The following is a 23,922-nucleotide window of genomic DNA, read 5'->3' on the forward strand; positions in this document are numbered from 1 at the left end:
GCTGCGGGCGTTGGTTGCGCTGCGGGCGTTGGTTGCGCTGCGGGCGTTGGTTGCGCTGCGGGCGTTGGTTGCGCTGCGGGCGTTGGGTGCGCTGGGTGCGGCGGTGGCTGGGCTTTTCTGGGTGGTTGCGCTGGGCGGTCATGGTTGGCGGTTGCGGCGGTTATGCGCGGCGGGACTGGCATAGCAGGATTTCGGCGTAGCCGTGGGTGGTGTGCTGGGCTGTGGGGATGACGGCTATCTGCTCGTGTTGCGGGTTGAAGTGGGGGCGTAGGGCCGCTCTCAGGTCGCGCTCGTCGATGTCGGCGCCGGGGAAGGTCTTGCCGCCTACCGTGTAGCCGCGGCAGCGGCGCAGGGCCGCGGTGAGGAAGAGGCCGCCGGGCTGGACCAGGCCGGTGATGTGCCGCATGAACAGTTGCCACGTGGCGCGGTCGCCGGTCGCCGAGTCCGCGCAGTAGGCGCTGACCACCGTCGGGTAGCTGCGGTTCACCGGGCGGGGGTGGTGGGCGTCCACCCGTACCAGCGTGGTGATCTTTGATCTGGTGAGATCCTCGCGCGCGGTCACCTCGTCGTCGGTCGGGCAGGGGTTGCCCTCGCACTGCAGGGTGTAGCGGACGAACGGCCGCCAGTCGTGGGCGCCCGGTGCGCGGTCGATCCACCGTTGGATCTCGGCCAGGTTCTCGGGCAGATAGTCGCCCAGATGGATCTCGGACGCCGTCTCGGCGCACGCGAACACATGGTGGAGGGTGGGGCCGGTTCCGAAGTACAGGATCGGCTGATCGCGTTCGGCGTGGCGCATCGCGTCGACGAGGAACGCGATCGTGGCGATCTCGTCCGGTTCGACGGTGCGGTAATAGTCGGTGAGGTACTCGGCCGGCACCCAGTCGGTGTCGAACGACGCGTGTTCGCGGTGGCGGCCGACGACCGTCCGGGTGAGGCGGGCCAGTGCGGCTTCGTAGCAGGCGGCGCCGAGGTTGGCGCCGCCGAGGAAGACGAGTGCCTCATCGGTGGTGATCGAGTCGGTCGCGACGGCGGCGCCGAACGCGGCCACGTAGTACGGCACCTCCTTGGCGACCTCGGTGCCGGTGTACGCCACGGCAGCGGCCAGGCGAGCGGCGCGCCCACCGCCGCACCGGCGCCGCGTGATGTCGTACGCCAATTTGGACAGCGCGTTGGTGCTCACCCCCGTCGCCGCCAGCAGAGCTCCGTTCGCTCTCAGGTTGGCGCGCAGCCCGAACACCCAGACCGTGTAGCTCACCACGAGGAACGCCACCACCGACGGATGGCCGAGGCCGGCGAGCAACCCGGAAGCGACCAGGCCGGCGCCGGCGGCCGCCGCCCAGACGTCCAACACGTAGGTGGACGCGGCGGTGGCCGCCAGGCTGGCGGCCCAGGCGGTCACCGCCGGCGAAACGAGCGATCGGACCATGGGGTGCCTCCGGACGGTCGGCTGTGAGGTGCTCAGAGTCGGCCGCGCGGGTGCTCAGCTTCCAGGTCAGAACGTCGTCAAACACTGCTCACGCTGACAGGTGCCGCGGGTCGAGCCCGGCGTGAGGGAGACGGCGGACGATGGCTGATTCGTACGTCGCCTTGCCGACAGCGTCGAGCGGCTGGCGGTGAACGTCTCTACCAGGTGGACCTGCTGTGAGCGATGCGCTCGCGGGCCATGGCGTCGGCTATCTCCGAGGTGGGGCGGTTCTCGGTGTCTGCCCGGCGGAGGACGGTCAGGACTGTGTTGTGCAGGGCGAGGACCCGGCGGCGTTCGGCGGGGCGGTCGGGGGAGCCGTTGACCAGGGCTGCTACGCCGATCATGCCGCCGGCGTTGACGACGTAGTCGGGGACGTAGGTGATGCCGGCTTCGCGCAGGACGGCGCCGTGGTGGGGGTGACGCAGTTGGTTGTTGGCCAGTCCGCAGACGATTCTGGCCTTGAGCTGGGGGATCGTGTCGTCGTTGAGGACGCCGCCCAGGGCGCAGGGGGCGAAGACGTCCACGTCCTGCTCGTGGATCAGGTCCGGCGGCACGGCTCCGGCGCCGAACGAGTGCACGACATCGCGTACCGCCTGGTCGTCGATGTCCGCGACCACCAGGTCGGCGCCCTCGTCGTGCAGCAGGCGGCACAGCTCGCGGCCGGTGTTGCCCAGGCCCTGCACGGCGACCCGCACGCCGCGCAGGTCGTCGCGGAGCATCGTGTGTGCCACAGCGGCGCGGATGCCGGCCAGGCCACCCAGCGATGTCATGTGCGACGGGTTCTCGCCGCCGGGATACTGCGCGGCGCGGCCGATCACGTAGGCGCACTCCTCGGCGATCACGTCCGCGTCGTGCGGGTGGACGCCGACGTCGATCGAGGTCCAGTAGCGGCCGCCGAGCGCTTGCACGTGCCGGCCGAACGCGCGCAGCAGCACGTCCTTGCCGGGGGCGGCCGGATCACCGACGATCACCGCCTTGCCGCCGCCGAGCGGGAGGCCGGCCACGGCGTTCTTGAACGTCATGCCCCGGGACAGGCGCAGCACATCGGCGAGTGCCTCGGCGGTCGTGGCGTACGGGTGCATGCGACAGCCGCCCACGGCCGGCCCCAGGGTGGTGTCGTGCACCGCGACGATCGCCCTGAGCCCGGCGGCCCCGTCGTGGCAGAAGAGCACCTGCTCGTGCCCGTCGAACTCCGGGTGGTCGAACGCTGTCACCGTCCGCTCCTCTCGGCTGGGTCGAGCCGGTAGAACCGGAGGAAGTCGTTGGCGATCGGCGGTTCCGTGGGGTGGAAGCCGGCCTCGCGGGCCAGCGCGTGCACGGTGCCGGCGCGTAACGCGGTGCCGAGAGCGGCGCTCGGGTTCTCCGTCAGGGCGGCGGGCAGGCAGTGGGTGATGCTCCAGCCGTACATCAGCCGCTCGACGTCGTCGCCGGGCGCCGTGAAGCTGTCCGCGACCCGCTCGTCCGCCACCAGCACGGTGCCGCCGTCCGCCAAGGCCTCGCGGGCGGCCCGCAGGACGAGGTCCGGCCGGGCGAGGTCGTGCAGAGCCTCGAAGATCAAGATCAGGTCGTACGGGCCGGCGAGCGTGGTGGCGTCGGCGGTGTGGAAGCGGACACGGTCATTGAGGCCCGCCTCGGCAGCGTGCCGGCGTGCCGCCTCGACGCTGGCCGGGTCGCTGTCGTAGCCGTCCACGGCGGCCTTCGGCAGCTGCCGGGCCAGCGCGACGGACGACCAGCCCTCGCCGCACCCGATGTCGGCGACCCGCGCGAGGGGCGCCGTGGCCAGCCGCGCGCTCACGTCGGGCAGCGCGGCCAGCCAGCCCGGCAGGTCGTTCGCGAACATCGGCCGGTTGATCCCGCCTTGCCCGCGCCGGAACGCTGTGCCGTACGCGGCGTAGGGCACGCCCGCGCCGGTCCGGTAGGCATCGGGCAGGCGGCCGAGCACGCCCGCGATGCCGGCGACCATGTCGGCCAGGGGCGCGACGTGCGCCGGGTGATCGGCTTCGAGCAGGACCGGGCGGTACGCCTCCGGCAGCGCGTAGCGGCGCGCCTCGGCCGGGTCCTCGGGCGAGGTGTGCAGGATGCCCGCGACAGCCTGCTGCTCGAGCCATTCGCGGGCGTAGCGCGGCGCGATCCCGGCCCGCCGCGCCAGCTGCGGATAGGTCAGCGGCTCCTCGGCCAGCTCGGCGTAGAGGTCCAGGCGGCGGCCGAGGTGGATGCCGTAGAGCTCCAGCGCGGCCGTGGTGGCCGACACGACGCGCTCGGCGAGCGTGTCGGTGGCCGGCGCCGGCATGGTGGTCGTCATGGTTCCTCCCGTTCGACGGTGTCATCGGGGAGGCGTAAGGCCCCGCCTTACCGGGGAAGGCCGTACCTGCCAGCGCACCGGCGCCTCAGGGTCATAGACGCAGAGCCGGCCGGTCCGCACGCCGCGATCGAAGTGCCGTCCCAGCGGCTCGTGCACCTCGGCGATCTTCCGGATCGCGGCCCGGATGCGGCCGGTGACCGCGGCCCGGGCCCGCTCGCCGGGATCGCCGGCGCGGCGGGCGCCGCGCAGGCCGTAGGCGGAGGCCAGGTGCTGGGTCAGCGTGTCCAGCTCGGCCGTCGCCGAGGCGCTGCGTTCGGCGTCGCCGGCCGCGTCGGCGTCGTCCAGGTCGGCGCGCAGCTCGCGGATCCGCCGGGCGTAGGCGGCGCGGGCCGGCGCGTCGATCAGCTCGCCGAGGTCTCCCTCGGCCGCGGCGCCGTCCGGGCGGCCACCCGGTCCGGCGGCCAGATCGAGCGCCGGTATCTCGCGGCCGGGGTTGGCGAGCAGCGTCGCGAGGTCGTCCAGGCCGCGCAGCGCCGGCAGGTGCACGGTCTGGCCGCCGTAGGTGATCCGCCACAGGTCGCCGTCGCGGCGAAGCTCGGCGTCGCCGATCTCGGGGGCCGGCGGCGGCGTGGCCGGCGTGGCGGGCTCGGTCAGCGCCGCGCGCACCATCGCCAGCACGCGTTCGGGCGCCAGCGCCCGCGCCCGGGCGACGGTGTCGGCCGGTGCACCGGCGAGCACCGCCTCGCGGGTCTCCTCCCAGCCGGGCGCCCAGATTTGCGCGATGACGCCGTCCACCCGGCCAAGGTGCACCGCCGCCGCGACCGCCACCTCGGGCCGGGCGGCCAGCGACGGCAGCGCCGCGGCGACGCAGGTCCATCTCTCCTGGGTCTGGCCGCCGCCCGCGGCGAGGTCGAGGGCCTCGACGAAGTGGCCGGCGGCCTCGGCGGCGCGGCCACGGCGCTGCGCCAGAACGCCCAGCGCGCGGAGCGAATGGCGGGTGCCGGTCGGATATCCGGTGGCGCGCGACTCCTCCAGCGCGGTGGTCAGCCACCCCTCCGCCTCGTCCAGCGAGGTCTGGAGGCAGAGGCTGCCGAGCAACATCAGCGCCCAAGCGTGCTCGTAGACGTTGTGCTGTGCGGCGGCCAGTTCGAGCGACGTCCGGGCCCGGGCCGTCGCCTCGGCGTGCCTGCCGCCCTGGGCGAGCATCGGCACGCCGATGCCCAGGAGGTCGCAGCGCAGCGGCTCGAACCCGGCGGCGGCCGCGGAGTCGAGGGCGAGGTCCAGCTGCTCCAGGCCACCCCGCCAGTCGCCGCGCAGGTCGCGGACCTCACCCAGGGCTCGCCGGCCCAGCGCCACGCCGACCGGCGAGGTGGCCGCGTCGATCGCCACCTGCGCGTGGGCGCCGGCCCGGGCGACCTCGTCGATGGCGATCAGCGAGATCGCGGCGCTGGCGTGCACCTCGGACAGCAGTGGGTGGTCCGCGCCCGGCCAGCGCCGGACGGCACGCTCGCAGAGATCGGCCAGCTCGCTGGAGTGCAGGTTGAGGCCCACGTACCACTGGGTGGCGAGGAGCCGGAACGCGCGGTCCGGCGACGCGTCGGCGGTCAGCGCCCAGGAGACGGCCGCGCGGACGTTGTCGAACTCGGCGAACAGCCGCAGCAGGCGCGGCGACCACACCCGCATGCCCTCCGCGCGGATGCTCATGCAGACGGCGGCGTAGATGCTCGCGTGCCGGTCGCGGGCCGCGTCGAGCGTGCCGGCGTCGCGCAGCCGCTCGGTCCCGTACTGCCGCAGGGTCTCGAGTATGCGGTAGCGCGGCGGCTCCACGGACGTGTCCAGCTGCACCAGCGACTTCGCGCAGAGCCCGTCCACCGCGTCCACGGCCTCGTCCGGGCCGAGCCCCGCGGCGCCGGCCACCTCGGTGACGGCGGTCAGGTCGGCCCCGGCCGGAAAGACGGTGAGCGCGTCGAAGAGCGTCCGCTCGGCCGGGCCGAGCAACCGATAGGACCACTCGACCACCGCGCGCAGACTGCGATGCCGCGCCGAGCCGCCCCGCGAGCCCGAGTGCAGCAGCGCGAACCGCTCCTCGAGGCGCCCGGCGAGGTCGGCCACCCCCATCGAGCGGACCCGGGCCGCGGCGATCTCCAAGGCGAGCGGCAGACCGTCCAGGCGGCGGCAGATCTCCGAGACGTAGGGCAGGACGGCACCGTCCAGGGCGAAGCCGTCCCGGACGGCGCGGGCCCGCTCGGTGAACAGCCGCACGGCCGGGGACTCGGCGGCCCGCGGATCGTGGCCGCGTCCGGGCACCGGCAGCGGGCTCACCTCGAAGACCCGCTCCTCGTCGAGACGCAGCGCCTCGCGGCTGGTCGCCAGCACTGCGATCCGGGGACCGGCGGCGAGCAGTTCGCCGGCCACCTCGGCGGCCGCGCCCACCAGGTGCTCACAGTTGTCCAGCAGCACCACGACGCCGTCGCCGGGCGGCATCGGCCAGCGCAGCGGCCGATCGGCCCGGGACAGACCCAGGTGGGCGGCGACCGCTTCGCGCACGGCCGCGGGCTCGTCCACCTCGGCGAGCGTGCAGAAGACCGCGCGGCGCGGTGCGGCCCCTTCCGCGAGACGGGCGACCGCCGCCCGCGCCAGCCGGGTCTTGCCCACCCCGCCGGGGCCGGTAAGCGTGACCAGCCGGTGCCGCGACAGCAGCCGCAGCACCCGCTCCAGGTCGGCGTCCCGGCCGACGAGCGTGCCGGTGCCGCCGGCTCCCTCGTCCGGCATGGTCGCACTATGGCATCGAGTCGGTGGTGAGGCGAGCCCTTACCCGGTAAGCCGACTCCTGACGCCACCTCTGTAGACGATCGAGAGGGAGGCACCATGGAACTGTCCACCGGCGTACGCCTGGATCTCGCCGAGGCCGGCGATCCGGGCGGCGTGCCCGTGCTGATGCTGCACGGCCTGACCGACTCCTGGCGCTCGTTCGCGCCGATGCTGCCGATGCTGCCGCCGGAGGTGCGCGCGATCGCGGTCACGCAGCGCGGGCACGGTGACGCGAGCCGGCCCCCGGAGGGCTATCGCGGTGAGGACTTCGCGGCCGACGCGGTGGCGCTGCTGGACGCGATGGGCATCGAGCGCGCGATCATCGTCGGGCACTCGCTCGGCGCGTGGGTGGCCGGGCACGTCGTCCGGGCGTACCCGCAGCGGGTCTCGGGTCTCGTGCTGCTCGGCGCGATCGCCTCGCCGGGCGCGAACCCGGTCCTCCAGGAGTTCGCGAGCGAGGCCGTCGCGCCACTGCGGGACCCCGTGGATGCCGGATTCGTGCGCGAGTTCCAGCTCGGCACGACCGCGCGGCCGCTCGCGCCCGGCATGCTGGACCTGTTCGTCGGCGAGAGCCTCAAGGTGCCGGCCCGCGTGTGGCGCGACGCCTTCGGGGCGCTGATGAAGGACGACCTCGTCACGCTGCTGGCCGGCGTGGCGGCGCCCACCCTGCTGATCTGGGGCGACCGTGACGCCTATGCGAGCCGCGACGACCAGGAACGGATCCTGGCCGTCGCGCCGGGCGCACGGCTGAGCGTTCACGAGGGCTGCGGTCACGCCGTGCACTGGGAGGAACCGGCCGCGGTGGCCGCCGAGGTCGCCGCGTTCGCGGTCTAAGCGGGTCGGCGGCTCAGCAACTTGCGGAGCTCGCCGGCCACCAGGGCGGGATCCTCCTCGGCCATGAAGTGACCGCAGCTGACCGGGACGTGGCGCAGGTCGGGGGCCCACGCGCGCCACAGGGCGGCGGCGTCGAAGCCCAGCATCGCGCCCCAATCCTGCTGGAGGACGGTGGTGGGCATGCGCAGGGTGCGGCCGGCCGCGCGGTCGGCGCGGTCGTGGTCGAGGTCGATGCCGGCGGAGGCGCGGTAGTCGGCGACGATCGACGGGACGGCGTTGCGGGAGGCTTCCAGGTAGGCGGCGCGAACGTCGGGCGGGATCGCGGCCGGGTCGTTGGTCCAGAGGTCGAGGAAGTAGCCGAAGAACTCGTCGGCCGCCCCGGCGATCATGCGCTCGGGCAGGCCGGGTGGCTGGGCCATCAGGTAGAGGTGGAAGCCGACCGACGCGCTGACGCCGTGCATCACGTCCCACATGTCCAGGGTCGGCAGCACGTCGAGTGAGGCCAGGTGGGTGACGGCGGCGGGGTGGTCGAGGCCGGCCCGGACGGCGACCAGGGCGCCGCGGTCGTGGCCGGCCAGGGCGAAGCGCTCGTGGCCCAGCGCGCGGGCCAGCGCCACGACGTCGGCGGCCATGGTGCGCTTGGAGTAGGTGTCCGGGCCGGTCGCCGCCGGCTTGTCGCTGGCGCCGTAGCCGCGCAGGTCGGGGCAGATCACGGTGTGGTCGGCGGCCAGGTCGGCGGCGACGTGCCGCCACATCAGGTGGGTCTGCGGAAAGCCGTGCAGCAGCACGACGGGGCTGCCCGAACCGGAGACGGCGGCGTGCAGCTCGACGCCGTCGGCCACCGGCACGCGAAGGTGTTCGAAGGTCATGGGACGACTGTCGCGGGCCCGAATGAGCAGCGGATGAGCATCGCGGCGGGAACTCCGGGGCCGCCTCGCGCGACTATGGGTACATGGCTTGTGAGCGGTGGCGCGAGATGCTTTCGGCGCAGCTGGACGGCGAGGACGACCCGGCCGACCGGCCGCTGGTCGAGCAGCACCTGTCCGGCTGTGCCGGGTGCCGGCAGTGGCTGGATCGTGCGGCGGCGGTCAACCGCATGACGAGCACGCGCATGGCGCCGGCGCCCGACCTCACCGAGGCGATCCTCGCGGCGCTGCCGGCCGGGGAACCGCGGACGCGCAGGTGGCCCCGGATCCCGATCGCGGCGGCGCTCTTCGTGGCGCTCGCGGCCGTCGGGGCGGTGCAGCTGATCCTCGGCCTCGACCAGATCGGCGGCGGGGTCGTCGGCGTGCATGAGCACACCGCGTCGGACGCGACCCCCGGTCACCTGTGGCACGAGTCGGCCGCGTGGAACGTGGCGGTCGGCGCCGGCTACCTGTTCATCGCGCTGCGGCGGGTGCGGCCGTCCGGGCTGGTGCCGATGCTCACCGCGTTCGTCGGGATGCTGGTGCTGCTCTCGGTCAACGACCTCTCCGGTGGCCGGGTCGACGCGACGCGGCTGGTCAGCCACGGCTTCGTGATCATCGGATATCTGCTGATCGTCACGCTGTCGCGCATCCCGGGCGGTTTCGCCAGTACGCCGCCGGGTGCCCGGGCCGGGAAGGGCTGGACCCTCGCCGACGAGCCGGAGGGCACGGCCGAGCCGGTCGCGCGGCCGGGGCTGCGCCTGGTCACGCGCGGCCCGATGACCGCGCGGCACGACGAGCGCCACGCGGCCTGACAAGGGGGCTAGAAGCGCGGGCGGACGGAGAGCTCACGCCACTCGTCCGGGCCCGCAAGCAGGGCGCGGACGGTGTCGAGGGCGGCCTCCTCCGAGTCGTACTCGAAGAAGTGCGAGACGCCGTCGGCACCGCCCGCGCGCTGCTCGACGTACCACTGGTCGCCGCTCACCCGCAGGTAGACATCCTTGCGGGCGACGCGGCCCCACTTACCGTTCCACCAGTGCTTACGCTGCTCCATCCCGGCAGCGTATCGAACAATTGTTCGAACGCTACCGGGTGGGTTGATCTTTTTGCGCGTGTCGGGAACGAGGTCAGCGCGGCGGCTCCTGGCGCTGCCGGCCCAGCACGTCGTCGAGGGCGCTGTTGGCGACCTGGTGACCCTGGCCGCGCAGCAGCGCGTCGCGGATCTCGGTGAGCAGCTTGACCTCCTCGCTGGGCGCCTTCGGCGGCGGCTCCTCGCCGCGGCGGCGGCGCTCGGCCAGCTTGTTGAGGGGGAAGACGACCAGGAAGTAGAGCACCGCGGCGGTCAGCAGAAAGGTGATGAGCGCGTTGATGAACGCCGCGTAGTCGAAGACGACGCCCTTCTCCGGCGACCAGGTGCCCTTGAGATCGCCCGAGCCGCCGGTGATCCACTTGATCAGGGGCTCGAGGAAGGACTTGGTGAAGCCCGACACCACGGCAGTGAAGGCGGCACCGATGACGACGCCGACCGCCAGGTCGACGACGTTGCCGCGCATGATGAAGTCTTTGAAGCCTTGGAACATTTTGCTCACGAGCGCTCCTGCGTACACCGAAGGGGTTCGTCCGGCAGCAGGTGCCCACGGCCGGTCGGCGACAAACTACGCCGACCGGGCCAACGGGGAAAGTCAGTCGAGCGCGGGCTCCTGAGCCGCCACGGCCTCGTCGACCGTGGGGTAGGTGCGCAGCACTTCGACCAGGCCGCTCACCTCGAGGATGCGCAGCACGCCGCGCTGGGGCGCGGCCAGCCGGACGGTGCCGCCGGCGTCATCGGTGCTGTTCTTGGCCCGGACGAAGACCGAGAGCCCGGTGGAGTCGCAGAACGAGACCTGGGCCAGGTCGAAGACCAGACGGGTGCGCCCCTTCTCCAGCAGGTCGCTGATCTGGTCCTGAAGCTGGGGCGCGGTGGCCATGTCCAGCTCACCCGCGACCGACACGACGACCATGTCGGCGCGCTGTTCCGTTTGTACCGTCAGAGACATTCAGGACCTCCAGATTATGAGCAGAACGGTACTCCAACCCCAGGGGGATCCGCAGAACGGGGCGCGCCGTGCGCCCCCGTACGCTTTATTTGGCTGACGGCAAGTATTAGGGCGCGCGGTGGTAAAGTCCGCGCGTCGTAGGCGGGACGAACAGAGTCGGGAGGCAGCGGTGGCGCTGACTGCGGAAGAGGCGGCTCGGTTCGCCGATCTGCTCGAGGTGAACAGCGACGCCCTGGTGGCGACCTGGACCGATCGGGTGGCCACCACCCTGCGTGGCCGGCTGAGCCACGCGGAGCTCCAGCGGCAGCACTCCGAGCTGCGCAAGGCCTTCCAGCAGGCGCTCGCCGGCGGGGCGCAGACCCTGGCCGACGAGTCGGCCGCCGAGCTGCGCGCCCAGCTGAGCGACCTCTCCTCCACCCGGGCCCGGCAGGGCTTCTCGGTCACCGAGACGGCGGTCAGCGTCTTCGCCTTCAAGGAGGCGGTGCTCGGCGTTCTCGACCAGAGCGGTGGCGGCGACGCCCTGCGCGACTACGTGACCCTCTCCGCGTTCGTGGACGAGGCGGCGCTGTTCACCTCCGACAGCTACGTGCGCGTCCGCGAGGAACTGATCGCCGACCAGGCCGAGCAGCTGCTCGAGCTCTCCACCCCGGTGGTGAAGCTCTGGGAGGGTGTGGTCGCCGTGCCGCTGGTCGGCACCCTCGACTCGGCCCGTGCCCAGGTGGTCATGGAGCGCCTGCTCCAGACTCTGGTCGACACCGGGTCGCCGTACGCGATCATCGACATCACCGGCGTGCCGGCGGTCGACACCCAGGTCGCCCAGCACATCCTCAAGACCGTGGTGGCGGCCCGGCTGATGGGCGCCGACTGCATCATCTCCGGTATCCGCCCGCAGATCGCCCAGACGATCGTCGCGCTCGGCATCGAGTTCGGTGACATCGCCACCAAGGCCTCGCTCGCCGACGCCCTGCGCTACGTGCTCGGCAAGGCCGGTCAGGCCAAGCGGCTGGAGCGCTGACGTGGAGCGCGTTCCGGTCCTCAAGATCGGCGACATGCTGCTGGTCTCGATCCAGATCGACATGGAGGACCAGACCGCCCTCCAGCTCCAGGAGGACCTCGCCGACCGGATCGTGGCGACCGGCTGCCACGGCGTGATCATCGACATCAGCGCGCTGGACATCGTCGACTCGTTCGTGGGCCGCACCCTGGCCGGCATCGCCTCGATCTCGCGGGTGCTCGACGCCGAGACCGTGGTGGTCGGCATGCGCCCGGCCGTGGCGATCACGCTGGTCGAGCTCGGCCTCTCGCTGCCCGGCATCCGCACGGCGCTCAACGTCGAGCTGGGCATGGAGCTGCTGGCCCGCGAGCGCGGCGCCGACGAGTGGCAGCTCGAGGTCGACGGCGACGACGACACCGAGACACCCGCGGTAACCACGCCGTGAACGGCCAGGGCGAGCGGATCGAGGTCAACTCCGACCAGGACGTCGTACGGGTGCGCCAGCTCGTGCGCACGGTCGCCGTGGCGGTGAAGCTCTCCCTCGTCGACCAGACCAAGCTCGTCACCGCGGCGAGCGAGCTGGCCCGCAACACCCTGGTCTACGGTGGTGGCGGCACGGTCGAGGTGACCAAGGTCGACAACGGCCGCAAACCGGGCATCCGGATCGTCTTCGCCGACCAGGGCCCGGGCATCGCCGACCTCGACATGGCCTTCACCGACGGATACACCACCGGCAACGGCCTCGGGCTCGGCCTCAGCGGCGCCCGGCGGCTCGTCGACGAGTTCGACATCGTCACCGCGCCCGGCGAGGGGACGAGCATTACCGTGACCAAGTGGTGCCGATGAGCGGAGGCGCGGTGGCGTCGATACCCGAGGGACTCCTCGACGGTGGAGTCTGGTTCCGGGTGGAGGCCGCCGCGACAGCTTCCGCCGTACGCCGTGCGGCCGAGCGCCTGGCCACGGAGCTCGGCCTGCCCGAGCGCAAGATCGGGGATCTGTCGATCGTGGCCGCGGAGGCCGCCGGAAACCTGGTCAAGCACGCCGATCAGGGCGTCCTGCTGGTGCGCCCGGTGCGCGCGGCCGGGCAGGCCGGCGTCGAGCTGGTCGCGGTCGACAGCGGTCCCGGCATGGCCGACCTGGCCCGCTCGGTCGGCGACGGGCACTCCACCGTGGGCACGCTCGGCATCGGGCTCGGCGCGATCGTCCGGCAGGCCGGCTGGTGCGACCTGCACTCCGTACCGGGGAAGGGAACCGTGCTGGCCGCCCAGGTCTGGCCCGCCGACCCGCCGGAACCCACCTGGGCGGCGGGTCTGACCCGCCCCCTGACCGGCGAACCGGTCAGCGGCGACGCGTTCGCCGTCCGCGAGGTCGACGGGCGGCGCCAGATCCTCATGTGCGACGGGCTCGGGCACGGCGGGCTCGCGGCGGCCGCGGCCACCGAGGCGGTGCGCGTCTTCTACGAAACCCCCGCCGGTGACCCGTCGGCGCTGGTCGAGGCGTTGCACCGCCGGCTCAACCACACGCGCGGTGCCGCCCTCGCCGTCGCCGAGCTCGACGGCAAGGCCGGCCTGGTCCGCTACGCCGGGCTCGGCAACATCGCCGGTACCGTCCTCGGGCCCGACGGCGGCCGGCGCGGCATGGTCTCGCTGCCGGGCATCGCGGGTCACCAGCGGCGGCAGATCCGGCAGTACGACTATCCGCTCGAGCCCGGCGCGGTCGTCGTGATGCACTCCGACGGCGTGGTCGACCGCTGGAACCCGGCCGACTATCCCGGCCTGCTCACCCATGCGCCGGTGGTGATCGCGGCGACCGCGCTGCGCGACGCGGGGGTGCGCCGGGACGACGCCGGCGTGATCGTGGCCCGGTTGCCATGAGCGCGACGCCCGAGCCGCTGATGCGGATGAGCCTGCGGGTCGCGCAGGACATCTTCGCGGTGCGCCAGCTCGGCCGCGAGGTGGCCCGTGAGGCCGGCCTGGAGCAGCAGGACCAGACCCGGCTCGCGACCGCGCTGAGCGAGGTGAGCCGGGTGATGCTGGCCGCCGGCAGCGATGCGGATGTGGCGTTCACGCTTCAGCGCGACGGGGTATCACCTTCGTTACTCGTGACGGTCGAGAACCGGGTGCCGGGCGACGCCGAGAGGCTGCGCCCCCAACTCGGGCAGGTCGGCCGCTTGGTGGACAACATGGAGGTCACCGATGCCGAGAACGGTACGGTCGTGTGGATGGCTCGACGGTTGCCGGCGAGTGCGCCGAGGTTGACCCCGGACCGGATGGACGAGATCCGTGCCGGGCTGGCGAAGCACGTCCCGGGCAGCCCGCTCGACGAGCTGAACGTGCAAAATCAGCAGCTCATCGCCGCCCTCGACGAGGTGCGCGCCCAGCGTGACGACCTGGCCCGGCTCAACGCCGAGCTGGAGGAGACCAACCGCGGCGTCATGGCGCTCTACCACCAGCTCTCCGAGGAACTGGAGGAGACGAACCGCGGCGTGGTGGCCCTCTACGCCGAGCTGGACGAGAAATCGGTGCAGCTGGCGGCGGCGAGCGAGGCCAAGAGCCGGTTCCTCGCCAACGTCAGCCACGAGCTGCGCGCCCCGGTCACCGCCATCATCGGGCTGAGCCGGCTGCTCGCCGACGACGGCTCCGACGAGTTGACCGGGGAGCAGAGCCGCCAGGTCGACCTGATCCGCGGCTCCGCGAGCGACCTGCTGTCGCTCGTCAACGACCTGCTCGACCTCGCCAAGGCCGAGGCCGGCCGGGTCGAGCCAAGCATGACCGACGTCGACCTCAAGGCGGTCTTCGGCCAGCTCCGCGGCACGCTGCGGCCGCTGGCCACGCGCCCGGAGGTTGAGTTCCGCATCGACGAGCCGCCGGTGCCGTCGATACGCACCGACGAGGTGCTGCTCGCCCGGGTGCTGCGCAATCTGCTCACCAACGCGCTGAAGTTCACCGCGTCGGGTGAGGTGCGGCTCAGCGGCCGCCGGACCGGCGACGACGTCGAGTTCAGCGTCTCCGACACGGGCACGGGCATCCCCGCCGAGCTGCACGAGCGGATCTTCGAGGAGTTCTACCAGGTGCCCGGCAGCAAGCCAGTCAGCGGCAAGGGCACGGGCCTGGGCCTTCCGTACGCCCGCCGGCTCGCCGGCATCCTCGGCGGTGCCCTGCGCGTCGACTCGACCCCCGGGGAGGGCAGCACGTTCACGCTTCGGTTGCCGGTGTCATGAGCTCGGCCACCGTCCTCGTCGTCGACGACAGCGCCACCAAGCGCTATCTGCTGGTGAGCTGGCTGACCCGCGCCGGTTTCACGGTGCGGCAGGCGGAGACGGGTGCCGAGGCGCTGCGGATGCTGCCCGGCTCCGGCGTCGACCTGGTGGTCCTCGACGTGAAGCTGCCCGACATGAGCGGCTTCGACGTGTGCGAGCGCATCAAGACCGACCCGGAGTACGGGGCGATGCCCGTCATCCACGTGTCCGCCCACGCCGTCGACGTGGTCGACCGCGCCCAGGGCCTCAACCGGGGCGCCGACGCCTACCTGGTGGAGCCGATCGAGCCGGACGAGCTGATCGCGACCGTCCACGCGGTGCTGCGCTACTACTCGGCCCGCCGGCGCGCCGAGACGCTCGCCGCGAGGCTGGTGCGGCTGGCCGAGGCGACCCTCGAGATCAACTCGGCGTCGACGCTGTCCGGGCTGCTCACGGCGGCCGCGGCGGGGGCGATCGACATCTTCGGCGGCCCGGTCGTGGTGGTCGCCGAGACGGCCGACGGTGAGAGCCTGGCGGCCACGAGCCCGGCCGCGGCGGTCCGCCGGTGGGGACCCCCGCCGCGCGACGTGCTGGTCGGCTCCCTGGTGCGCCGGGAGGACCCGTCCGACTGGGACATCGTGCAGTGGCCCGAGGGCGACGCGGTGGCGGTCGCCGCGGCCCGGCTGCGGGCGGACCGTCCGGCGGTGTACGTCGCGGTGCCCAGCAGCTCACAGACGCCCGGCTTCCCGGTGTTGCGCCAGCTCTCCCAGGCGGTGGCCGCGGCGGTCGAGGCCCAGCGCTCGTACGACGAGGAACACCGGATCGCCGTCACCCTCCAGCGCAGCCTGCTCCAGTCACGCCTGCCCGACGTGCCCGGCCTGGAGCTCGCCATGCGCTACGAGCCGGCGGGCGCGCAGACCGAGGTGGGCGGCGACTTCTACGAGCTCACGATGCTCGAGGGCCGGCTGCTGGTGGCGATCGGCGACGTCGCCGGCCACTCGCTGCACGCGGCTACGGTCATGGCCGAGGTGCGGCACGCGGTCCGGGCGTACGCGGTGGAGGGCCATCCGCCGGGCACGGTGCTCACCCTGGTCAACCACTTCATGCGCACGGTGCTGCCGACCGAGTCGGCAACGCTCTGCCTCTTCACCCTCGACCCGGCCACCGGCAGCGTGCGCATGGCCAGCGCCGGCCACCTGCCGCCGCTGCTGCACACCGACGCCGAGGGCGCCCACTTCCTCCACCCGCGGGGCCCGCTGCTCGGCATCAACGCGCCCCGCCCGGACGACCTGGAGTTCGTCCTGCCGCCGGGCGGCACGCTGGTCCTCTACACCGACGGCCTGGTGGAGCGCCGCGACGCCGACATCGACGTGGGCCTGACCGCGCTGGCCGCGGCGACCGAGTCGGTCGAGCCCGACCTGAACGACTTCTGCCGCCGCCTGCTCACCCAGCTGGGCGGGACGGGGCAGCAGGCCGACGACATCGCGGTCGTCGCCCTGCGCCGCCGCCCTTCTCAGTAGAGTCCCGCGTATTTCTGGTAGCCGGTGCCGATGGTTTGGTAGTCGGCGAAGGTGCCGTTGCCGTTGCCGAGTTTGCGGCCGAGGACGCCGGCGGTGTTGCGCAGGATGAGGTCGTTCTTGCCGTCTTCGTTGAGGTCGCCGGCGCCGATGACGGTGAGGTTGGCGTAGTTGTTGCCGAGGTAGTGGGGGGTGCTGGTGGCGAAGCCGCCCTGACCGTTGCCGTACCAGGCGTACATGGTGCCGCCGTAGAAGACGAGTAGGTCGGCTTTGCCGTCGCCGTTGATGTCGCCGGGTCCGACGAAGCGGGTGATGGTCTTGTACGTGCCGCCGTAGGCGGCCGGGGAGGCCAAGCCGCCGTTGCCGTTGCCGTTGTAGCGGAACAGGCGGCCGGTGGTGGTCTCGCGGGCCAGCAGGTCGGAGCGGCCGTCGCCGGTGATGTCGCCGACGTGGACGAGGGCGTTGTAGCGGTTGAAGTTGCCGGGGATCAGCACGGTGCGGTTGCCGGCGAAGTTGAGCGTGCCGTCGTTGAAGTAGGCGCGCAGGCTGCCGTCGGACCGGCGGACCAGCAGGTCGTTGCGGTAGTCGGCGGTGACGTCGCCGAACGGCACGATGGCGGTGGCCGCGCCGAGCGACTCGGAGCCGGCCGCGGTGAGGCCGGTCTTGCCGGTCTGCGCAGTCAGCCAGGTGCCGGCGCCGGTCGCGGCGTTGGTGATGCCGAGCAGGGTCGGCAGGCCGTTGCAGGTGTAGCTGTGGAACGAGGGGGAGCCGCCGCAGCCGACGCTCAGCGTGCCGGTGCCGACCGTGGTGGTCGTGCCGCCCGAGGCGACGGTCAGCGCCCACCGGTACTGCCCGCTGGGGGCGCGCTTGCCGCCCACGTTGCCGTTCCAAACCAGGTCGGCGACGTCGCGGGTTGCGGGCTGAGTCACGCGCACGACCTTGCCGGTGCGCACCTAGGTCACGGTGAGCGTGGCGTTGTCGACCGGCCGGGTCAGCGGCGCGTAGAACGAGTAGTTCCCCGGGAAGCTGATCGGCTCGCTCACGTCGACGTAGGCCGCCGCCGGGGTGGATCGGGCGACGCCCGGGTCGACGATGTGGACCGAGTCGCGGTCGTCCACCCAGGCGATGTTCCCGCTGTACTTGTCGACCGCCCAGGTGATGTTGCGGTCGTCGGCGAGAGTGCCGCGGGGGAAGGTGGCGACGGTGGCCGTGGATCCGTCGGTGAGGTCGACGCGGACGAGGGTGCCGTCCGCGTCGTGCCGGACCGCGTAGTTGTCGCCGAGCAGGTACTGCCCGGCAGGGAGCACGCGGCTGGTCTTGCGAGCGAGGTCGTGGACGCCGGCCGGGCCGGAGGCGCCGCAGGCCCAGAGGACGTGCTTCGCGGTGGCCTGGACGTCGGAGGCAGTGCAGGACGATCCCGTGGCGACTGCCGTGCCGACCGCGCCGCTCCTGAGGTTCTGCGGTTGCACCCTGCCGGCGGTGGCGGTCCACAAGGTGTCGAACCATAGGCCCGCGCCGGTGACCGCACGGGTCGAGATCACGCTGCCGCCGTACTGGACGATGTACTGCTGCGCCGGGCCGGTGCCGTTGACGACGTGGTAGTTCCACGACGCGTCGACCACTGTGCCGCCGGTCGACGGGAGGCGGGCGATGACGCCGGAGTCGCCGGTGGTCCCGGTGAACAGTGAGAGCGACCGGTTGAACCGCGTCGTCAGGGAGGCGACCCCGTTGCGAGCGCCGTCGACGGCGCGGACACACGTCGCCGCGGTCTCGCACGGGACCGGCTGGTGCAGAATGCCGCTCACGATGCCACCTTCGTTGCCGGCGACACCGGTTCCGGGCGTCAGCTGGTATCCGTACAGGTGGTACTCCGGCTCCGCGTCGAGCCTCTCCAGCGCCGTGATCTGACGCAGATACCCCCGCTCGAGGGTGACGCCGGCGTTGACCTGGTCGGACAGTTGCACGACGACGTGGTCCTCGGTGCCGGTGGCCTTGTGCACGGCCCAGCCCTCGCTGTCGGCCCCGATGAAGTGGACGCCGTCGGGAGCCTGGAACAGGTATGTGGACCGAGCTCGTGCGAGCTCTTCGGTCGTCCCGTCCGGGTGCAGGCGGGCGAGCATCACAGTGATGCTGGAGCTCGGCGGTGCGACGATGACATCGTCACCGGCCAGGCCGAAATAGCCGTTCTGCAGGGTGACGGTGGTGGCCTCGGTGTCGCTGCCCTCCGCGATACCCTGCCGGGAGAACGTGCGCAGCGTCGGGGCGGTGTACAGGCCGATGCGGTCGTTGCTCAGCGCGACCTTGCCGGCCACCGTGCCTGAGCCGGGAATCATCGCGACGTGGCCGGTGGCGGCGTCGAGCAGGCCGTAGACGGCGCTTGGCGTCCCGAACCGGATCACGGCTGCCTTGCCGTCACCTCCGGCGATCTGGACAGCCTCGGCGCCCTCGGGAACCCCGGTGACCGGGGTGGTCGTGTACGACCCGTCCGCGGCCGGGCGGCGGAGCGTGACCTGTTTGTCGGGGCCGATCAGGACCATGGACTCACCGACCTGGCGCACGTTGTTGGGAGTCCAGTTGAAGGGCAGGTCGATCTCGTGCCAGGTCATGGTCGCGAGGTCAAGCGTCCAGCGCACGGTGGCCGAGGTCGTGTGTGCCGGCGTCGAGCCGCGAAGCTCGACGGTGTCGCCGAAGAGGCCGACGACGCCGCTGGCCCCCGTGCTTCCGAGCTCTTCGACGGCGACGGAACCGCCGTCGGCGTATCGGGTCCAGAACCACGAGTCGTTAGTGCGGCGCAGCAAGCCGGTCTGGCCGGCGAAGCTGGGCATATCCGTCTGGTACGTGTTGGTGTACGGATAGTTGACGGAACCGACGAGCATGACCTGGTGGGGAGCGGTCGCGGCCATCGCGGGGGCGGGGACCGAGGTCCCCGCCGTCACCGCGAGCGCGCCGCCGATCGTCGCCGCTAGGGCGCGACGGAAGGCTTTGTTCACTTGTGCCCCGATTTAGAAATACATCAGCATCGAGACACTAGGCTTTGCTTTCCCTCTGCGCAAGATCCGTTTTACGAGGTGGCGAGGCCGAGGACGTCGAGGGTCCAGGCGTTGACGAAGGCCTCTTCCTTCCAGGCGTCGTAGCGGCCGCTCGGGCCGCCGTGGCCGGCGCCCATCTCGGTCTTGAGGAGGTAGTCGCCGTCGGGGGCGGTGGCGCGCAGCTTCGCGATCCACTTGGCCGGCTCGTGGAAGAGCACGCGGGTGTCGTTCAGGCTGGTCACCGCGAGGATCTTGGGGTACGGCAGCTTCGCGACGTTCTCGTACGGGCTGTACGACTTCATGTACGCGTAGACGTCCGCCGATTCGATCGGGTTGCCCCACTCCTCCCACTCCGTCACCGTCAGCGGCAGCGACGGGTCGAGGATGCTGTTGAGCGGGTCGACGAACGGCACCTGGGCCACGATGCCGGCGAAGTCCTCGGGGGCGAGGTTGGCGACCGCGCCCATCAGCAGGCCGCCGGCCGAGCCGCCCCGGGCCACCAGCCGGTCGGCCGAGGTCCAGCGGCCGCGCACCAGCTGACGGGCGCAGGCGATGAAGTCGGTGAACGTGTTCTTCTTGGCGAGCAGCTTGCCCTGCTCGTACCAGCGGCGGCCCATCTCGCCGCCACCGCGGATGTGCGCGATCGCGAAGACCACGCCGCGGTCGAGCAGCGACAGGCGGGCCACCGAGAAGTACGGGTCGATGCTCGTCTCGTACGAGCCGTAGCCGTACAGGACGGCGGGGGTGTGACCGTCGCGGCGGGCGCCCTTGCGGGCCACGATCGAGATCGGTACGCGGGTGCCGTCCTCGGCGGTGGCCCACTCGCGGAACTGCTCGTAGTCGCTCGCGTCGTAGCCGCCCAGCACCGGGCGCTGCTTGCGCAGGGTCATGGTGCGGGTGACCAGGTCGACGTCGTAGATCGAGTCCGGCGTGATCATCGAGGTGTAGCTGATGCGCACCGATGTGGTGTCGTACTCGGGGTTGCCGGCCAGGCCGACGCTGTAGATCGGCTCGGGGAACTCCATCTCGTACGAGTCGGTGCTGCCGTCACCCATGACACAGAGGCCGGTGAGCCCGTCGCGGCGGTGCGAGATGACGATGTGCCGCTGGAAGGCGTCCACCGATTCGAGGCGGGTGCCGGGCTCGTGCGGGATGAGCTCGACCCATTCGCCGGGTGCGTCGGCCGAGGTGTACGCCAGAGCGAAGTCCTCGGCGTCCTTGTTGTGCAGGATCAACAGGCGGTGGCCGTGGTGCTCGACCGTGTACTCGACACCCTGCTCGCGCGGGGCGACCACGACCGGCTCGGCCGCCGGCGTCTCGGCCGGGATGATCCGTACCTCTGAGGTGACCTTCGACTGGGCGTCGATGATGATGAACTTCTCGCTGCGGGAGAGCTCGACACCGACCCAGAACCGCTCGTCCGGCTCCTCGAAGATGACCACGTCGTCGGCCGCCGCCTGCCCGACGGTGTGCCGCCAGACGCGCCACGGCCGCCACGCGTCGTCCACGGTGATGTAGAAGAGCGCGCTGCCGTCGGCCGACCACGCGGTGCCGTACGACGTGTCGGGCACCTCGTCGGTGAAGACCTCACCCGTACGCAAATCCTTGATCTTGAGGGTGAAGCGCTCGTCGCCCTCGAAGTCGGTGGAGTAGGCGAGACGGCTGCCGTCGGGGCTCACGTCGAACGTGCCGAGCGCGAAGAAGTCCTTGCCCTCGGCGAGCGCGTTGCCGTCGAGCAGCACCTCCTCACCCGGAATGGCCTCGTCGGACGCCGGCGGGTCGGTCTCGCCGGGGCGCACGGCGACGCGGCAGTGGATGCCGTACTGCTTGCCCTCCACGGTGCGCGTGTAGTACCAGTAACCGCCCTTGCGGCTCGGGACCGTCAGGTCGGTCTCCTTGGTGCGCGACTTGATCTCCTGGAAGAGGGTGTCGCGCAGCCCGGCGAGGTGGGCGGTCGCCTTGTCGGTCCAGGCGTTCTCGGCCTCGAGATAGGCGATGGTCTCCGGGTCGTCCTTGTCGAGCAGCCACGCGTATTCGTCGGTGACGGTGTCGCCGTGGAAGGTCCGCTCGTGGGGGGTCTGGCGCACCGAGGGAGGGCTGTCCGGAGTCTGGGAAGTCACCCGCCATACGTTACCGGGCAGTCCGGTTTCCTAGCCTTCTTTACTTCTTGCGACGCTCGACCGCGCCCGTTCGAACACGTGTACGATATGCCAGAGTGGACGATCTTCAAGCGGTGAGGGGAACCAGGTCGTGACAGAGCAGGTCCTGAGCGCTCTTGTGGACATCTGCGGGCCCGACTACGCGCGTGTCGCTCGTTCGGTCGACACGGTCGCCGGCCGCCGCGCCGGCTTCGTCGCGCTGCCGGCCACCCCGCAGGCGGTCGCCGACACTCTGCGCCTCGCCACCGACTCGGGACTGTCCTTCCTGGCCCGGGGCTCAGGGTCAAAGACCGATTGGGGTACCCCGCCGCGCGCGCCCGTCGATCTCATCGTCGACACGGGCCGCCTCAACGGCATGTGGGACCACGACGTCGCGGGCGCGACGGCCGAGGTGGCCACGGGCACGCCGGTGCACGCGCTCCAGGCGGCGCTGGCGTTGCAGGGCCAGCGGTTGCCGGTCGACCCGCCGTCGCGCACGGCCACCATCGGCGGCATGCTCGCGCTCAACGAGTCGGGCCCGCTGCGCCACCGCTTCGGCACCCCCGCCGAGCACGTCGACCGGGTCACCTACGTCGACGCGCAGGGCCGCGTGGCCGAGTCCGACGGCGAGGGCGCCAACCCGGGCCTCGCCGAGATCCGCGGCGTGATCACGTCGGCGGTCGTCCGGCTCCAGCCGTTGCCGCCCGCCCGGCGCTGGGTCGGCACGGCGGTCGACACCCCACCCCAGATCCGCAAGCTCGAGTCGGCGGCCGCCGACTTCCAGCCCAGCGCGATCGAGATCGACCTCCCGGCCGGCGGCCCGGCGGGCACGCTGGCGGTCCTCTTCGAGGGCGCCGAGGCCGAGGCGGTCGAGCAGGCGGAGAGGCTCGCGGCGGTGTGGGGAGCGGGCGCGGTGGTCACGCCGATAGCCCCACCATGGTGGGGCACCTATCCGTTCACCCGCGACGACGTGGTGCTGCGCCTCGCGGTCGCGCCCGACGACCTCCCCGCGGTGATCTATTCGCTGGGCGACGCGGCCGGCGCCCCGGTGCCGGTGCGCGGCTCGGCGGGCCTGGGCCGCGTCCACGCGGTGCTGCCCGGCACGCTGTCGGCCGACAGGCTGCGCGGCATAGTCGACAGCGTGCGCCACGTGCTGCTGGCCCGAAACGGCCGCGCAGTGGTCATCGCGGCGCCGCCATCACTGGCCGCCGAGATCGAGATGGCCGACCGCCACGACTTGTTCTGACGCCTCCGGCGCCCGGGCTCGCTCGGCTGCCGGCCGGCCGGTTCCCCTGCTGGCCGCGTTTCCAGGTCGGTTTGGCTGCCGGATGGTCCTTGCGGTGGCCGTTTCTCGGTGGGTTTGGTTGCCGGCTGGCGGTCGGATGGTCCTTGCGGTGGCCGTTTCCCGGTCGGTTTGGTAGCCGGCTGGCGGTCGGATGGTCCTAGCGGTGGCCGTTTCTCGGTCGGCGTGGCTGCCGGCTGCCGGTCTCTGCGGTGACCGCGGTTTCCCGGTTGGTTTGACGTCTGCTGCCTGGCTGGCGGCCGGGTTGCTTCGGGTGGTCGCGGTGGCGTCGGTCAGCGCATGACGGGCTGGCGGCGCTCGGCCGCGGAGGGGTGGCGGCCCGGGATCGGCTCGGTGCCCACGGCGTAGGTCAGATAGGCGAAACGCCCGATTTGGGCGGTGCCGGTGAGCGCCAGATGCCGCGCGGTCAGGTGGCGGGGCAGCAGCGGCACGCCCTTGCCCAGCACGACCGGCGCGATGCCGAGGATGATCTCGTCGAGCAGGCCTTGATCGACGAATTGGCCCACCAGGTCACCGCCGCCGACGAGCCAGACGTTCTTGCCCTTGGCGGCCACCATCATGGCCTCGTGCACGCGCTGGACGTCCCCGCTGACCATGAAGATGTTGGCGTCCGGGACGAGCGGCAGCTCCCGGTTGGCGAAGACCCAGCACGGGATGTCGCCGTACAGGTCGTGCCAGTTCTGCGGCTCGGCCAGCACGTTGTCGTTCTCGAGCACCCACTCGTAGGTGTTCGCACCCATGGCGAACGCCCCGACACCCGCGAAGAAGCCGCCGAACGGGTTCTCGGTGCCCCCGTCCACGTCGGCGAGCCAGTCGAGCGAGTTGCTCTCGTCGGCGATGTAACCGTCGATGCTCGTGGCCGTGTAGTACTGAGTTCTCGCCATGACAATCACCATGCCATGACCAAGCGGGCGAATGGGGCGAATCGGCAGAGGCGAGGGTTGCCGCAGGCGAAGGGCGTTTTCCGGCGGCCGGAACGGGTTCGCAGCGGGCGCTCCGGGCGCTCCAGGCGCGCCACTGCATTCGCGCCCGCCACAAGACAGAACGTTCGTTCTGCCGCTGGTGCCGCCCATGCTGTCCTCGCCTGCGCAGCCCTGGCGGCGGCGTGCCCCAGGCAGAACGAACGTTCTGTCTTTCGCTGCGGCGGGCGGGTCAGGGCGGTAGGCGAGCTGGCGGGCGGTCGTGGCGGGCGTCGCCGCGGGCCGTGTTGGCGGGCGGTCGTGGCGGGCGGTGCTGACGGGCCAGCGTGGCGGGTGGTGGTGGCCGGCGGGCCGGGCCGGCGGTAGAACGAACGTTCTGTCTTGGTAACGGCCGCGGTGGGCGGCCGCCAGCGGCCAGAGGTGGCGGGGC

22 protein-coding genes are annotated in these 23,922 nt (G+C 72.1%); 10 read left to right on the plus strand and 12 right to left on the minus strand.

Going from position 1 to position 23,922, the window contains the following annotated elements:
* A partial coding sequence (locus Ade02nite_RS31825; RefSeq protein WP_203771963.1) for a hypothetical protein occupies positions 1-184 on the plus strand: 184 nt, incomplete at its 5' end.
* Here Ade02nite_RS31825 and gntF read toward each other — a convergent pair.
* From gntF to Ade02nite_RS31845, 4 genes are all read right to left on the minus strand, one after another.
* Positions 161-1,426: a guanitoxin biosynthesis pre-guanitoxin forming N-methyltransferase GntF gene (gntF, locus tag Ade02nite_RS31830; RefSeq protein WP_203771965.1), complete on the minus strand. Its 1,266-nt coding sequence runs from the start codon at positions 1,424-1,426 to the stop codon at positions 161-163. The two genes, Ade02nite_RS31825 and gntF, sit on opposite strands and share 24 nt — an antisense overlap.
* Before the next feature lie 197 nt (positions 1,427-1,623).
* Complete coding sequence (locus Ade02nite_RS31835; RefSeq protein WP_203771967.1) at positions 1,624-2,679, minus strand: Glu/Leu/Phe/Val dehydrogenase dimerization domain-containing protein; 1,056 nt, start codon at positions 2,677-2,679, stop codon at positions 1,624-1,626.
* A complete protein-coding gene (locus Ade02nite_RS31840) occupies positions 2,676-3,767 on the minus strand; it encodes a class I SAM-dependent methyltransferase (RefSeq protein ID WP_239169212.1) in 1,092 nt (363 codons plus the stop codon). Before Ade02nite_RS31840 ends, Ade02nite_RS31835 begins: the two co-directional genes overlap by 4 nt.
* A 21-nt stretch (positions 3,768-3,788) precedes the next feature.
* On the minus strand, positions 3,789-6,539 hold the full coding sequence (locus tag Ade02nite_RS31845; protein WP_203771969.1) for an ATP-binding protein: 2,751 nt from the start codon (positions 6,537-6,539) through the stop codon (positions 3,789-3,791).
* Positions 6,540-6,635: 96 nt separating this feature from the next.
* Between Ade02nite_RS31845 and Ade02nite_RS31850 the strand changes: the two genes are divergently transcribed.
* Positions 6,636-7,412, plus strand: coding sequence for an alpha/beta fold hydrolase (locus tag Ade02nite_RS31850; protein ID WP_203771971.1), 777 nt, complete (start codon positions 6,636-6,638; stop codon positions 7,410-7,412).
* Here the strand turns inward: Ade02nite_RS31850 and Ade02nite_RS31855 are convergent.
* Positions 7,409-8,281 carry an alpha/beta fold hydrolase gene (locus tag Ade02nite_RS31855; RefSeq protein WP_203771973.1) on the minus strand — a complete coding sequence of 291 codons (873 nt, stop codon included), beginning with the start codon at positions 8,279-8,281 and terminating at the stop codon, positions 7,409-7,411. The genes Ade02nite_RS31850 and Ade02nite_RS31855 overlap by 4 nt on opposite strands.
* Before the next feature lie 83 nt (positions 8,282-8,364).
* Between Ade02nite_RS31855 and Ade02nite_RS31860 the strand changes: the two genes are divergently transcribed.
* Positions 8,365-9,132, plus strand: a complete 768-nt coding sequence (locus Ade02nite_RS31860) for a zf-HC2 domain-containing protein (protein ID WP_203771976.1) — start codon at positions 8,365-8,367, stop codon at positions 9,130-9,132.
* 8 nt (positions 9,133-9,140) lie between these two features.
* Here the strand turns inward: Ade02nite_RS31860 and Ade02nite_RS31865 are convergent, their stop codons facing one another.
* From Ade02nite_RS31865 to Ade02nite_RS31875, 3 genes are all read right to left on the minus strand, one after another.
* The gene (locus tag Ade02nite_RS31865) at positions 9,141-9,371 is read right to left on the minus strand and encodes a hypothetical protein (RefSeq protein ID WP_203771977.1); all 231 of its coding nucleotides are present in this window, start codon (positions 9,369-9,371) and stop codon (positions 9,141-9,143) included.
* A 73-nt stretch (positions 9,372-9,444) separates the two neighbouring features.
* A complete protein-coding gene (mscL, locus tag Ade02nite_RS31870) occupies positions 9,445-9,897 on the minus strand; it encodes a large conductance mechanosensitive channel protein MscL (protein WP_203772001.1) in 453 nt (150 codons plus the stop codon).
* Between the two features lie 102 nt (positions 9,898-9,999).
* On the minus strand, positions 10,000-10,353 hold the full coding sequence (locus Ade02nite_RS31875) for an STAS domain-containing protein (protein WP_203771979.1): 354 nt from the start codon (positions 10,351-10,353) through the stop codon (positions 10,000-10,002).
* A 169-nt stretch (positions 10,354-10,522) separates the two neighbouring features.
* On the opposite strand from Ade02nite_RS31875, the gene Ade02nite_RS31880 reads away from it, so the two are divergent.
* From Ade02nite_RS31880 to Ade02nite_RS31905, 6 genes are read left to right on the plus strand one after another with little or no spacing between them, the layout of a single operon-like run.
* Positions 10,523-11,368, plus strand: coding sequence for an STAS domain-containing protein (locus Ade02nite_RS31880; RefSeq protein ID WP_203771981.1), 846 nt, complete (start codon positions 10,523-10,525; stop codon positions 11,366-11,368).
* A 1-nt stretch (position 11,369) separates the two neighbouring features.
* On the plus strand, positions 11,370-11,792 hold the full coding sequence (locus Ade02nite_RS31885) for an STAS domain-containing protein (protein WP_203771983.1): 423 nt from the start codon (positions 11,370-11,372) through the stop codon (positions 11,790-11,792).
* Positions 11,789-12,193: an anti-sigma regulatory factor gene (locus Ade02nite_RS31890; RefSeq protein ID WP_203771985.1), complete on the plus strand. Its 405-nt coding sequence runs from the start codon at positions 11,789-11,791 to the stop codon at positions 12,191-12,193. Before Ade02nite_RS31885 ends, Ade02nite_RS31890 begins: the two co-directional genes overlap by 4 nt.
* Entirely contained in the window at positions 12,190-13,221 is a 1,032-nt protein-coding gene (locus Ade02nite_RS31895) for a SpoIIE family protein phosphatase (RefSeq protein WP_203772004.1), read from the plus strand. Before Ade02nite_RS31890 ends, Ade02nite_RS31895 begins: the two co-directional genes overlap by 4 nt.
* Positions 13,218-14,567, plus strand: coding sequence for a sensor histidine kinase (locus tag Ade02nite_RS31900; RefSeq protein ID WP_203771987.1), 1,350 nt, complete (start codon positions 13,218-13,220; stop codon positions 14,565-14,567). Before Ade02nite_RS31895 ends, Ade02nite_RS31900 begins: the two co-directional genes overlap by 4 nt.
* Entirely contained in the window at positions 14,564-16,105 is a 1,542-nt protein-coding gene (locus Ade02nite_RS31905; protein WP_203771989.1) for a SpoIIE family protein phosphatase, read from the plus strand. The genes Ade02nite_RS31900 and Ade02nite_RS31905 overlap by 4 nt, the downstream gene beginning before the upstream one ends.
* On the opposite strand, the gene Ade02nite_RS31910 is transcribed toward Ade02nite_RS31905, so the two are convergent.
* The 3 genes from Ade02nite_RS31910 to Ade02nite_RS31920 form a co-directional block, all read right to left on the minus strand.
* Positions 16,099-17,031 carry an FG-GAP repeat domain-containing protein gene (locus Ade02nite_RS31910; protein ID WP_203771991.1) on the minus strand — a complete coding sequence of 311 codons (933 nt, stop codon included), beginning with the start codon at positions 17,029-17,031 and terminating at the stop codon, positions 16,099-16,101. The two genes, Ade02nite_RS31905 and Ade02nite_RS31910, sit on opposite strands and share 7 nt — an antisense overlap.
* 24 nt (positions 17,032-17,055) lie before the next feature.
* Positions 17,056-19,092 carry a hypothetical protein gene (locus tag Ade02nite_RS31915; RefSeq protein WP_203771993.1) on the minus strand — a complete coding sequence of 679 codons (2,037 nt, stop codon included), beginning with the start codon at positions 19,090-19,092 and terminating at the stop codon, positions 17,056-17,058.
* A 71-nt stretch (positions 19,093-19,163) separates the two neighbouring features.
* Positions 19,164-21,251: a S9 family peptidase gene (locus Ade02nite_RS31920; protein WP_203771995.1), complete on the minus strand. Its 2,088-nt coding sequence runs from the start codon at positions 21,249-21,251 to the stop codon at positions 19,164-19,166.
* A 130-nt stretch (positions 21,252-21,381) separates the two neighbouring features.
* Here Ade02nite_RS31920 and Ade02nite_RS31925 point away from each other — a divergent pair, with 130 nt between their 5' ends.
* The gene (locus Ade02nite_RS31925; protein WP_239169214.1) at positions 21,382-22,515 is read left to right on the plus strand and encodes an FAD-binding oxidoreductase; all 1,134 of its coding nucleotides are present in this window, start codon (positions 21,382-21,384) and stop codon (positions 22,513-22,515) included.
* Between the two features lie 329 nt (positions 22,516-22,844).
* On the opposite strand, the gene Ade02nite_RS31930 is transcribed toward Ade02nite_RS31925, so the two are convergent.
* On the minus strand, positions 22,845-23,456 hold the full coding sequence (locus tag Ade02nite_RS31930) for a dihydrofolate reductase family protein (protein WP_203771997.1): 612 nt from the start codon (positions 23,454-23,456) through the stop codon (positions 22,845-22,847).
* Positions 23,457-23,922: the final 466 nt, after the last annotated feature.

Source organism: Paractinoplanes deccanensis (assembly GCF_016862115.1).
Lineage (GTDB): Bacteria > Actinomycetota > Actinomycetes > Mycobacteriales > Micromonosporaceae > Actinoplanes > Actinoplanes deccanensis.